Origin of the sequence: Emticicia sp. SJ17W-69 (assembly GCF_051209875.1) — a bacterium.
Classification (GTDB): domain Bacteria; phylum Bacteroidota; class Bacteroidia; order Cytophagales; family Spirosomataceae; genus Emticicia.
Map to the genome: position 1 here is coordinate 4,991,826 of NZ_JBNTQY010000001.1, position 12,316 is coordinate 5,004,141.

General features: G+C 35.3%; 12 protein-coding genes. 10 read left to right on the top strand and 2 right to left on the bottom strand.

The window, feature by feature from the left end:
• Nucleotides 1-94: 94 nt before the first annotated feature.
• The 4 genes from ACQUQZ_RS20460 (at nucleotide 95) to ACQUQZ_RS20475 (ending at nucleotide 4,675) form a co-directional block, all read left to right on the top strand.
• Nucleotides 95-682 (top strand): 3'-5' exonuclease, encoded by a 588-nt coding sequence (locus tag ACQUQZ_RS20460; RefSeq protein WP_435356946.1) that lies wholly within the window; start codon nucleotides 95-97, stop codon nucleotides 680-682.
• A gap of 233 nt (nucleotides 683-915) precedes the next feature.
• On the top strand, nucleotides 916-2,292 hold the full coding sequence (locus ACQUQZ_RS20465; RefSeq protein ID WP_435356947.1) for an MATE family efflux transporter: 1,377 nt from the start codon (nucleotides 916-918) through the stop codon (nucleotides 2,290-2,292).
• Nucleotides 2,293-2,387: 95 nt separating this feature from the next.
• Nucleotides 2,388-4,211, top strand: a complete 1,824-nt coding sequence (locus tag ACQUQZ_RS20470) for an ABC transporter ATP-binding protein (RefSeq protein ID WP_435356948.1) — start codon at nucleotides 2,388-2,390, stop codon at nucleotides 4,209-4,211.
• Nucleotides 4,208-4,675, top strand: a complete 468-nt coding sequence (locus tag ACQUQZ_RS20475) for a regulatory protein RecX (protein ID WP_435356949.1) — start codon at nucleotides 4,208-4,210, stop codon at nucleotides 4,673-4,675. Before ACQUQZ_RS20470 ends, ACQUQZ_RS20475 begins: the two co-directional genes overlap by 4 nt.
• A 44-nt stretch (nucleotides 4,676-4,719) precedes the next feature.
• Here ACQUQZ_RS20475 and ACQUQZ_RS20480 read toward each other — a convergent pair whose 3' ends face one another.
• A complete protein-coding gene (locus tag ACQUQZ_RS20480; protein ID WP_435356950.1) occupies nucleotides 4,720-5,193 on the bottom strand; it encodes a lipocalin family protein in 474 nt (157 codons plus the stop codon).
• Nucleotides 5,194-5,430: 237 nt separating this feature from the next.
• Here ACQUQZ_RS20480 and ACQUQZ_RS20485 point away from each other — a divergent pair, with 237 nt between their 5' ends.
• The 6 genes from ACQUQZ_RS20485 to ACQUQZ_RS20510 all read left to right on the top strand — a co-directional run bounded on the left by ACQUQZ_RS20485 (nucleotide 5,431) and on the right by ACQUQZ_RS20510 (nucleotide 11,149).
• Nucleotides 5,431-6,534, top strand: a complete 1,104-nt coding sequence (locus ACQUQZ_RS20485) for an efflux RND transporter periplasmic adaptor subunit (RefSeq protein WP_435356951.1) — start codon at nucleotides 5,431-5,433, stop codon at nucleotides 6,532-6,534.
• A 109-nt stretch (nucleotides 6,535-6,643) separates the two neighbouring features.
• Complete coding sequence (locus ACQUQZ_RS20490; protein WP_435356953.1) at nucleotides 6,644-7,894, top strand: ABC transporter permease; 1,251 nt, start codon at nucleotides 6,644-6,646, stop codon at nucleotides 7,892-7,894.
• Nucleotides 7,895-7,944: 50 nt separating this feature from the next.
• Complete coding sequence (locus ACQUQZ_RS20495) at nucleotides 7,945-8,670, top strand: ABC transporter ATP-binding protein (protein ID WP_435356954.1); 726 nt, start codon at nucleotides 7,945-7,947, stop codon at nucleotides 8,668-8,670.
• Nucleotides 8,667-9,683 (top strand): sensor histidine kinase, encoded by a 1,017-nt coding sequence (locus ACQUQZ_RS20500; protein ID WP_435356955.1) that lies wholly within the window; start codon nucleotides 8,667-8,669, stop codon nucleotides 9,681-9,683. Before ACQUQZ_RS20495 ends, ACQUQZ_RS20500 begins: the two co-directional genes overlap by 4 nt.
• 78 nt (nucleotides 9,684-9,761) lie before the next feature.
• The gene (locus tag ACQUQZ_RS20505) at nucleotides 9,762-10,535 is read left to right on the top strand and encodes a LytR/AlgR family response regulator transcription factor (protein ID WP_435356956.1); all 774 of its coding nucleotides are present in this window, start codon (nucleotides 9,762-9,764) and stop codon (nucleotides 10,533-10,535) included.
• 50 nt (nucleotides 10,536-10,585) lie between these two features.
• Nucleotides 10,586-11,149 (top strand): Uma2 family endonuclease, encoded by a 564-nt coding sequence (locus tag ACQUQZ_RS20510; RefSeq protein ID WP_435356957.1) that lies wholly within the window; start codon nucleotides 10,586-10,588, stop codon nucleotides 11,147-11,149.
• Here ACQUQZ_RS20510 and ACQUQZ_RS20515 read toward each other — a convergent pair.
• Nucleotides 11,146-12,231, bottom strand: a complete 1,086-nt coding sequence (locus tag ACQUQZ_RS20515; RefSeq protein ID WP_435356958.1) for a complex I subunit 1/NuoH family protein — start codon at nucleotides 12,229-12,231, stop codon at nucleotides 11,146-11,148. The genes ACQUQZ_RS20510 and ACQUQZ_RS20515 overlap by 4 nt on opposite strands.
• Nucleotides 12,232-12,316: the final 85 nt, after the last annotated feature.

Here is a 12,316-nt window from a genome sequence, read left to right on the forward strand (position 1 = left end):
GCAATTAGCTTTTAGCGATTAGCTAAAATATAACAAATAAAAACTTTATTGAAAGCTAATAGCCAATCGCTAAAAGCTAATTGCTCATAATACAATGCGAAAAATTATCTTTTTCGATACCGAAACCACTGGTTTGCCTAAATACTATAATGCACCTATCACGCAAGAGAATAATTGGCCTCGGTTGGTGCAATTGGCTTTTCTTGAATATTTTGAAGACGGTAGTTTGTCAGCAAAACATAATTATATTATCAAACCAGAAGGATTTTCAATTCCACGAGATGCTACGCTTATTCACCGAATATCTAATCAACAAGCTCAAACCGAAGGACACGATTTAACAAAAGTCTTAGATCTTTTTGCAGATGCAATTAACGAATCTGTGATTTTGATAGCTCATAATTTTGACTTTGATAAAAACATTGTTGGAGCAGAATTTGTCAGAAAAAATTTCGACACAAAACCACTCTTGACTAAGCGAAGTTTTTGCACAATGAAAAACAAAAATGTAGTAAATTTTTGTGAAATTCAAGGCAAAAATGGTTATAAATGGCCCAAATTAGAAGATTTATACTTTAAGCTTTTCAAAGAAAAAATAAGCAATGCCCACGATGCAAGTGTTGATATTCAAGCAACAGCCAAATGCTTTTGGCAATTATTGAAGCTTGGGGTGGTTAGATGATAATGACAATTCAGAAAATTATTCTACTTTTTTTGCAAAAAAGAAACAATTCTTTACCTTTGCTACACAAAATCTTCAAAAGCCGATGAAGTTCCTCGTTTTTGTTTGCTAAGTGCAAACTTTCTCTACTTATTTCCTTTTTAAAAGAGATTATTTTCAATAATTCTCAACGTTTCCGTTTTTAATAATTTTATTTTTTAATCTGAAATATTTCAGACTAATACCTTTTTCTCATGCGAAAAGTAGTCAATTTATTTATGCAAGCCATTCGTGGCGAAGAACAAAACTATACAGATATTAGTATCAATCGAGCCATTTTTCTATTATCAGTACCTATGATTTTAGAGATGATTGGCGAATCTCTATTTGCAGTTGTTGATGCGTTTTTTGTAGCTCGATATGTTGGCACAGAAGGCGTTGCAACCGTTGGTTTGACAGAATCAGTGCTTACTTTAATTTATTCGGTAGCCATCGGGCTGAGTGCAGCTGCTACAGCAATTGTGGCTCGCCGAGTGGGTGAAGGCAACAAAATTGGTGGTGGCTTAGCCGTTGCCCAAGTCATCATGATTTCCCTCGTTTTAGGCATTTCAGTAGGTATCATTGGCTTTGTATTTGCCGAAGATATTCTTCGTATAATGGGTGGTAGTGAGCATTTGATTGAGAAAGGCTCAAGCTTTACACGAATCATTTTTGCGAGTAGTCCATCTATTGTTTTGCTTTACACACTTAGCGGAGCTTTGCGTGGTGCAGGTGATGCTTCCACTGCCATGCGTTCGATTTTATTAGCCAATTTCGTCAATATCCTTATGGATTTTATCTTAATTCCTGTCATGGGCTTAGGAGTAGAAGGTGCAGCAATTGCCACAACTGTTGGACGAACAATTGGCGTTTTGTATCAATTGTATGCTTTGTATCGTGGCAATGGAAATGTACAGATTTTGATAAAACAATTTGTTCCTGACAAAGAAGTGATCAAAAATATGCTCAGTGTGGCTGCTGGTGGCACAGGGCAATTCTTGATCCAATCTGCAAGTTGGATTTTCCTAACTCGAATCTTGTCATCATTTGGCAGCGAAGTTGTTGCAGGTTATACAATTGCTATCAGAATTATCATTTTCACTATTTTGCCTTCTTGGGGAATGTCAAATGCAGCAGCAACCTTGGTCGGGCAAAACCTTGGAGCAGGAAAACCTGAACGTGCTGAAACTTCCGTTTGGCGAACCGCTTTTTATAACATGTTGTTCTTACTTTTGGTTGGACTCGTGTTTGCGTTCTTTGCCAAAGACTTTGTTGAGATTTTCACCAATGAGCCAAACGTTGTTGCTAATGGTGTTTTATGCTTGCAAATCGTATGCTTAGGATATATTTTCTTCGGTTACGGTATGGTCATCGGGCAATCGCTCAATGGTGCGGGCGATACACTTTCACCAACAATTATGAACTTTGTCTGTTTCTGGCTCATCGAAATACCATTGGCCTATTTTCTTGCAAAAAGCCTTGCTTGGGGGCCTTTGGGTGTATTTTCTTCAATTGCTATCAGTGAGTCGATTTTGGCAATCGTAGCCATTTTTGTATTCAGAAGAGGTCGTTGGAAAAAAATGAAAGTCTAAACCTTATAAAAACCTGCAAGGTCTTTTTCAGACCTTACAGGTTTTACGCAAATTTTAACGAACTTTGCATTCAAAACATTTTCTTATTTAATCAATTGAAAAATTACTTTCGATTACTTTCTTACGCCAAACCGCTCGGTGGTTTCATCGTACCGTTTGTTTTAACTTCATTGTTAGCAAGTATTTTTGGTGTATTAAATTTCACCCTACTGATTCCATTGTTGAATGTACTATTCGACCAAGTAGATTCACAGCAAGTCTCGAAAATGCTAACGTCTTCTTCTGATTTTAGTTTGACAGGCCAGTTTAATTTCTATTTCGCCAAATACCTTGCTCAATATGGAAAATTTGGAGCTTTACAATTTGTTTGTGGAATTCTGACCGCCTCCATTATCTTTTCTAATATTTTTAAATATGTCAGTATCAGACAATTAGAACGCTTCAAATCAAATATGGTTGCTAATTTAAGGCAATCCGTTTTTGATAATTCAATTAATCTGCATCTTGGTTTTTTCAGTAATGAACGCAAAGGAAATCTCATTTCTCGCATTGTAACTGATGTACAAGAAGTCGAAAATTCGATTGCCAATACATTTTCTGCAGCAACCAAAGAAGTATTTCTATTCATTGCTTATATCTACTCACTCTTTGTAATTTCTTGGAATTTAACACTTTTTGCCTTATTGGTAATTCCTGTCTCTGGTATTTTTATCTCCACACTTGTGAAACGCATGAGACGAGATGCGGGCGAAGGACAACAAAGATTGAGTAATTTGATTAGCTTGATGGACGAAGCATTTGGCGGAATGAGAGTTGTAAAAGGCTTTGTAGCAGAAAACTTTATCACCGAAAAGTTCAAGAATGAAAATCAAGGCTATCGGAAAGCGATTTTCAGTTTGGCCGCTCGTCGAGAAATGTCTTCCCCTTTCTCCGAAATCATGGGAGTGATGGTTGTCGTAGGTATTTTACTATATGGAGGTTCTTTAATTCTTGGTGGAAATTCTGAACTATCAGCTTCTGAATTTATCGCATATATTGCAATTTTCTCGCAAGTAATGAGACCAGCTAAAGACATTTCAAATGCCTTCAGTTCGGCACAAAGAGGCTTGGCCTCGGGCGAGAGAATCTTGGAACTAATTGATAATGAGTCTCTTATAAAAGATAAAGCAAACCCTACTAAACTTGATAAATTTGAAAATAGTATTAAAGTTGAAAATGTTAATTTCACTTACGAAGGAGATGTAGAAGTCTTGAAAAATATCAGTTTTACTCTCCCAAAAGGAAATACGATTGCTTTGGTTGGCTCTTCAGGTGGTGGAAAATCAACGATTGCTGACTTGATTCCTAGGTTTTATGACCCAAATTCTGGTCAAATTCTGATAGATGGCATTGACATTAAAGATGTTTCGCAGCATTCGCTTCGCAAACTAATGGGAATCGTTACCCAAGAGGCTGTTTTATTTAATGATACCATCTATAATAATATTGCTTTTGGTGAAAATGTATCTTTAGAAGAAGTTATTGCAGCGGCTAAAATTGCCAATGCCCACGAATTCATCATGCAACAAGCATCTGATTATCAGACAGTTATTGGTGATAGAGGCACAAAGCTTTCAGGTGGACAACGCCAACGACTTTCTATTGCAAGAGCCATTTTACAAAATCCTCCTATCTTGATTTTGGATGAAGCAACTTCGGCTTTAGATACAGAATCAGAGAAATTAGTGCAAGAAGCACTCACAAACCTCATGAAAAATCGCACAACTTTGGTGATTGCACATCGCCTAAGTACGATTCAAAATGCGGATCAAATTTTGGTTGTACATCAAGGACAAATCATCGAGCGTGGTAAGCATGACGAACTCTTGCAAATCGAAGATGGTTTCTATAAAAAACTAAGTACCATGCAAACGCTATGATTACCCGACGTGATATATTGGTAAAAGCTGCTAATTTTTGTGCTTATCAAGAACGTACACACGCCGAAGTGCGTGAGCGTTTACAAAAATGGGAAGTTTGGGGTGATGAAGCCGAAGAAATAATTGCGTATTTGATTGAAGATAATTTCTTAAATGAAGAGCGTTTTGCCAAGATTTTTGCAGGAAGCAAGTTTCGGGTAAAACAATGGGGAAGACAAAAAATCAAATATGAACTCAAAGCCCGAAAACTGTCCGAATATTGCATCAGAGTTGGTATGGCCGAGATTGATGACGATGATTATATTGACACCCTAAAAACCATTCTTGAAAAGAAAAAACAAGAACTTCGTGCTGAAAAGCAAACCATGATTATAAAGCAAAAACTCGCTCGTTATGCCATTGGCAAAGGTTTTGAAAGTGATTTGGTTTGGGAAATGATTGGCAAAATAATGACACAAAAATAGCTCATCACTATGGTGATGAGCTATTTTATTATATTAAGTACTATTTATTGTTTTGTTAAAACAACCTTAGTGGTAGTTACCACCCCAGCTGTTGTTTCTGATGAACTCCAAGTCATTTGATTGCCACTAAAAGTTACATCTTCTGTGGTGGTGGTTCCGTCAGTATCTGTGATTGTTAATTTCCCAGATTTTACTTCGTATTTGGCAGTTCCACTTGTTCCTATAAAGTCATCTGCTGTTGCCTGGCAAGCTGCTGGCACCGAAGCAGTCAAGTCTCCATTACTTTTAAATGTAAATGTAACATCTTTAAAACAAGGTAAAAAAGCCAATAATAAAGGAAATTGGTCAGTTTCTGGCTTCGTTCCTTCTTTTACCAAAATACCGCTAATTTTCCATGTACCTTCAATTTGGGCTGATGGTGTATCTGAATCACTTTTTGAACAATTCATTACCGCCATTGCTAAGGACGACAACACAAGTAGTACAACAACTTTTCTAAAATTGGATGAGATTTTCATAAAACTTTGGATTTTTAAATTATTTGATTGGGCAATTTACCTATTAGAACACTACTACAACGAATTTCTATTCAGAAAATTTGTAAATATTTAGTAAACGGCGAAATTAAAACCTGCCTCAAACATTTTTTCTTCCGTTTCATTCAAAAAATGTTGATGTTGCTATAAATTCCTTGCACTTTTGACACAATATCAATCATGAACGCATTTCTTTGGTTCGAAAGCATTATTATAAGTATGAAAAAAAATTGCCTCCTAATTTTAGCTATTACTGGCATTGTTTTGACTTCTTGCAAAAAATCACAAGATAGTAATACAACTCCACAGTATAAATCATTGACCGAAGCCGTTTATGCTTCTGGAAATATTTATCCAAAAAACGAATATAAACTCACCGCCAATGCGGATGGCTTTTTGGTCAAACAAACAGCATTTGAAGGAGATATTGTCAATAAAAATCAAGTGATTTTCCAACTTGAAAGTGTCTCGCAAGATGCTCGTTTGGAGGCTTCCAGTAATATTCTTCGTCAATCAGAAGCAAATTTTAGTGATAATTCACCTATTTTAGATGAACTTGAATCACAACTTAGAAATGCCCGCACAAAATTGAGCAATGATTCAGTGAATTTCGTTCGTTACAAAGAATTATATGAACGAAACGCTACAACGAGAATCGAATATGAGCGAGCAGAATTAGCTTATCAAACTTCTAAAAACGATGTTTCGGCAAGACGAAAAGCTTGGCTGCGTACTAAAAATCAATTATATGTTGATTTACAAAATTCAAAATCAAACTATAAAGTCAATGCTCGTGAAGGCGATAATTTCAGAATTAAGAGTTTTGAAGCAGGGAAATTATACGAAATCTATAAAAAACAAGGAGAATTGGTCAGAAAAGGAGAAGCAGTAGCTTTGGTTGGCGATGCAAATGAAGTCTATGCCCAATTGGCCATCGACGAAGCTGATTTTGTAAAAGTGCAAATCGGACAAGAAATCTTAATTAAAATTGATGTCTATAAAGACAAAGTTTTCAAAGCAAAAGTGAGTAAACTTTATCCAAAACTCAACAAAGCAGACCAGACTTTTAGGGTTGATGCTGAATTTATTGACGAAAAACCCAATGCTTACTATGGAATGACAATAGAAGCCAATATCATAGTTTCTCAAAATTCAAAAGTGCTAACGATTCCAAAAAACTACTTAGTTGGTACCGATTCAGTTTGGATTGAAGAAAACGGAGATAAGAAAAAAATCAAGATTACTAAAGGTGTAGAAAATCTTGATTTAGTAGAAGTAAAATCGGGACTAACTGAAAAGTCTGTTCTGATTATGAGTAATTAGTCTGTGGAACGAACCGAGTGGCAGTCGCTTCTACTTCGTTCATAGAATCTCAGATATACGATTTAGTCTTAATTCTTTTTCGGCGAACTGGAAGTTCGCCCCACAGACAATGAACTTAAAAATCTCATTTCAAATAGCCAAAACGCACTTATTGACAAAGAAACGCCAAACATTGATTGCAATGCTTGGCGTTACCTTCGGAATTGCAATGTTTATCGTGATGATTTCAATTATCAAGGGGGTCAATCAATTTCTCGAAGACTCTGCATTAGATGCCACTCCTCATGTCAGAATTTATAAAGAAATTACGAGTAATCATCCAAGTTTGATTGAAGAGGCAAATCCAACAGGATTGAACATTATTTACCACCAATTACCAAAAAATGAGTTAGCAAATATCAAAAATGGCCTACAAATAGCCGCAAATATTGAAAAAGAATCAGCAGTTTTTGGCGTTTCGCCTCAGCTTAGTTCACAAGTTTTCTTTAATAAAGGACCGATTCCAATTTCTGGACAAATCGCAGGCGTCGAAATCCTTAAAGAGGATAAACTTTATAATCTCAAAAAACGAATCAAAGCTGGAAGCATGGAAGCTCTACTTTCAACACCAAACGGGATATTAATGGGTAAGATTTTAGCTAGAAATTTGAATGTTAAAACAGGTGATAAAATTACGATTACAACACCAACAGGTAATTTGAAATTAGTGAAAGTAGTAGGAATTTATGGTTTTGGTATTCAGACCGTGGATGGTGTAAAATGCTATGCAAATATTTCGATGGTACAAGAAATTTTGCAAAAAGATAAAAGCTATATCACTGATATTCACATCAAAATGAAAGATGCACAAGCAGCCTTGAATTATAGCAAAATTTTGAGAAATCAATATGGTTATAAAACACAAGACTGGGCAGAAGCAAACTCAGCTTTTTTAGCGGGAGATAAAATCAGAAATGGCATGGTTATTATTGTTTCGATTACGCTTTTGGTAGTTGCTGGTTTTGGTATTTATAATATCATGAATATGAATGTTATTAACAAAATGAAAGATATTGCTATCTTAAAAGCAACTGGTTTTGCTGGAAACGACATCATTTCAATCTTCCTGATTCAATCAATCATTATTGGTATTTTGGGAGCTTTATTGGGTATTTTAATTGGTTTTGGACTAAGTTATAGTGTTTCGGTGATGCCTTTTGATGCGGGAGATTTTCTGGATATAAAGACTTTCCCCGTTGTTTTTCAAGGAAAATATTATGCAATGGGGATGGCTTTTGGGGTTATCACAACGCTTTTAGCTGGGTATTTTCCCGCTCGAAAAGCATCAAAAATTGACCCCGTTGCGATATTGAGGGGGTAATAGGAAGAACAATCACACAAAATCTATACTGAAATTTGACAATTAAAAAAATGAATAAAATCGAAATAGCAAGCTCCCCTTTAGGGCAATCCGATGGGTCTGTTGGACTTGTATTATCAGCAAATAATATCAATAAATATTTCTACGAACCTGAAAAGTTTCAAGTTTTGAAGAATATTTCTTTTGAAGCAAACAAAGGCGAATTTTTGGCTTTAGTCGGTAAATCTGGCTGTGGAAAATCAACGCTTTTGTATATTCTTTCTACGATGGATACTGACTATGATGGGTCGCTTGTGATGAATGGCGAACGCTTAACTGGCAAAACGCAAGACCAGTTGGCAGCTTTTCGTAATGAACATTTAGGTTTTGTTTTTCAGTTTCACTTTTTGTTGCCCGAGTTTACCGTTTTACAAAATGTAATGCTTCCTGCATTGAAATTAGGTAAATACTCAGCTAAAGAAATTGAAGAACGTGCCTACCAAAAACTCAAATTGGTTGATATTCATGAACAAGCACTCAAACAATCTTCTAAACTTTCGGGTGGACAACAACAACGAGTAGCCATAGCACGAGCATTAATAAACGACCCCACAATTATTATGGGCGATGAGCCAACGGGCAATTTGGATAAAAAGAATTCGGAGATAGTTTTTGAAATTTTTAAGCAAATTGCTCACGAAAACAATCAAACAATCATTGCTGTCACACACGACCCCGATTTTGCCAAAGGAAGCGATAGAATAATAGAAATGTCAGATGGGCAAATAATCAAATGATGGATAATAAGAATAAAATAGCAGCTTTTGTAATTTTTGCAATGACAATAATTGCTACGTTTTTTAGGTGGTATATTTTTGATATTGAGCTAAAAATCAATCTTTTATTGACATTGGTTTCATGTGTTGTACTCACAACTACATGGATATTTTTCACTAAATTATATGCGTATTTCGACCGAGTAATGCCTTATGATAAAGGAATTTTCAAACGTTTATCGTTACAAATTGTCATAACATTAGTTTTTTTAACCATTGTTTCAAGAATGGTGTTTGCAATCGGTGTAAACTTTGGCTCATTTCAGCACATAATTGTCAAGCAATTAACAAATCTTACGCAAATTGCAGGAATTACTGCTGAAATCTTATGGGTAATTTTATTAAATGTAGCTCATTTTTCGCATTATTCTTTAGAAAAATGGCGTGAAAATGCTCTACGAGCTACTAATCTCGAAAAAGAGAAATCACAGGTACAGTTCGATAATTTAAAAAATCAGCTCAATCCTCACTTTTTATTTAATAGTCTGACTTCTTTAGATTCACTGATTCAAGAAAACCCAACTTTGGCACGAGAGTTTTTACAACAATTGTCAAAAGTCTTTCGATATGTGTTAAAAAACAAAGAAAAAGGCTTGGTAAGTCTCGAAACAGAGTTAAACTTTATTAAGAATTATGTAGCTCTACTAAAAACTCGCTTTGGTGATTCTTTGACTATTAATTTCAATATTTCTGAGGCTGTTTTAGAGCAGCAAGTTGCCCCTGTTACACTTCAGATATTGATTGAAAACGCACTAAAACACAATATTATCAACCAAGTTAATCCACTGATTATCAATATTTTAAACCAAGAAGACTATTTAATTATCGAAAATAAAATTCAATTAAAAAAACAAGTAGAAACTTCGAACGGACAGGGTTTAAATAACCTCAAGTCGCTATATAGTTTTTTGAGCGAGAGAGAAGTTCTGATTGAAACGAATGGTACTTTTCGAGTAAAAATCCCCTTGATATAAATTAAGATGTATGTTTTAGACGATAGACTTTACGTTTATAGCCTACTGCGTACAGCGTAATGCCTAAAGCAAAAAAACATGAAAATATTACTCATAGAAGATGAACCTTTAGTAGCCAAAAACCTTGAGAATTTGGTTAAAGACATCGAACCTTCTGCTATATTATTAGCCACTATTGGTAGTGTCAATGAAGCATTAGAATGGTTTAAACAATACCCTGAACCCAGTTTAGTGCTGTCAGATATTCAGCTCTCTGACGGTGTAAGTTTTGATATTTTTCAAGAAATCCAGCCACAATGTCCAATTATATTTACTACAGCTTACGATGAATACGCCATTCAAGCATTTAAGCTTAATAGCATTGACTATCTATTAAAACCAATTGATAAAGACGAACTAAAAAATGCTTTTGACAAATATAAACGACTCAGTAACACAACTAATCAAGGTTTTCGTGAACAACTTACGCATTTACTGAGTGATTTGGGAAATCGCTCCACAACTCCAAAATTCAAAACTCGTTTTACAGCACATCATCAACGAAATATTGTTGCCATAACAGTTGAACGAATTGCCTGTTTTTATAGGGATGAAGTAATTTGGATACAAACTACTGATAATCAAAGACTTATCACCGATTATAATTCATTAGACGAAATTGAAGAACTTTTAAATCCTAATGAATTCTTTAGAGCGAATCGCCAATTTATTGCTAATAAGAGTGCTATTGAAAGTTATAGAACACATTTTACTGGGAAAATTGAATTAAAATTAGCCGTTTCAACCAAAGAAGAAATCGTGGTAAGTAAAGAAAAAGCACATCAATTTAGAGGCTGGTTTGAGTTGGGTTAAGATTTGTTTTTATCAAAAAAACGATTAAATTTGAACAAAACTTCTGAAAAATGCTGACAGAAACTTTAGTAAGCGACAAAAAATATAGCCTTGAGGAGTATTTTGAATTTGAAAAAACTTCTGAAATCCGTCATGAATTTGTGAACGGAGAACTTATTCCTATGCCTGGAGAATCAAAAAAAGCAAATGAAATAGCAGGAAATATCTATGTTTCTTTGCGAAATAGCTTCAAAAAAAGAGCTCTAAAAGTGTATAATCACGATGTAAGATTAATGCTTGATAACGGAAGTCGTTATCGCTATCCCGACATTGCGGTTGCACCTACGATCGATGATGAAGATTCGCACGCTATCACTCAACCTGTACTTATCGTTGAGGTTTTTTCAGAAAATTCGGTAAAAATTGATACTGTTGATAAACTGAAAGAATATTCTGTCTTGCCTACTTTGCAATATTATTTGATTGTTTCACAAGAAGAGCCTTTTGTAGAAGTTTATGCCAAAAATGCTGATAAATGGGAATTTCGCTACTATGCCGATTTGCAAGAAAGTATAGAATTAAACACCCTTAATGTTTCTCTTTTAATGGGCGATATTTTTGAAGGGATTTTCTAAATCATCAATAAACGCCAAACACCAGAAATAAGCAATAAAACCAAGCAGAAAGGAGTAAGCACTTTCCAAGAAAGATACATGAGTTGGTCAACACGCAAGCGAGGAAGTGTCCAACGCACCCACATTTGAATCAAAATCAGTAAATAAGCTTTTGAAACTAACCAAAAAGCTCCCCAAAGGTCGCTCGACCAATGACCAATTTCACCACTTGTCCAAGTTCCAAGAGTTACGAAACCGATATTTGGAAAAGGAGAATTCCAACTTCCTAAAAATAAAATCGTTCCCAAAATTGAAACCAATAGCATCATCCCGTATTCAGAAAGCATCACAATGGCCCAGCGAAATCCTGAATATTCAGTATGAAAACCACCAATCAACTCCGACTCAGCTTCGGGCAAATCGAACGGAGCCCGATTGGCTTCTGCCAATGAAGCAATAAAGTAAATCACAAAGACAATGATTAAAAAGGGATTTCTGAGAATATTCCAAGTTAAAATCCCTCCATATTGGCTAACTTCAATGCCTGTTGCTTTTACTCCAAAAAGGTAGTTTTTTTCAACAGAAAAAATTCCTTGTTGAAAGCTAATCTCTTGTAAGTCAAGGGTTTGTGTAATCAAAATCACACATAAAACCGATAAGCCTAAAGGCACCTCATAAGATATAATCTGAGCCACCGAACGCATTGCCCCCAATAAAGAGTATTTATTATTTGACGACCAACCTGCCATCAAAATTCCTAAAATGTCTAAAGAAACCACCGCTAAAAGCATAAAAACACCTGTTTGCGTTGCCGAACCTCGTAGATTTGGCGAAAGTGGAAACAAGGCAAATCCAGCAAAAATTGCCATAAAAATCATCAGAGGAGCAAACTTAAACATCTTCCTATCTGCTACGGCAGGTACAATGTCTTCTTTCTGAATCAATTTTAATAAGTCAGCAATCAATTGCAAAAGTCCCCATTTACCAACTTCCATTGGCCCAGTACGGTCTTGAATAAATGCCGAAACTTTACGTTCGACATAAACCCCAACGACAACATTGGCAAAAATTGCAGCAAGAAATATGAGTATTGTTATGAGCATTTTGGGGTGCTTTAATTAGTATAGAACGCAGATTTTTATGATTTAGCAGATTTATTATGATAACATTGTGACATCATTTTTTATC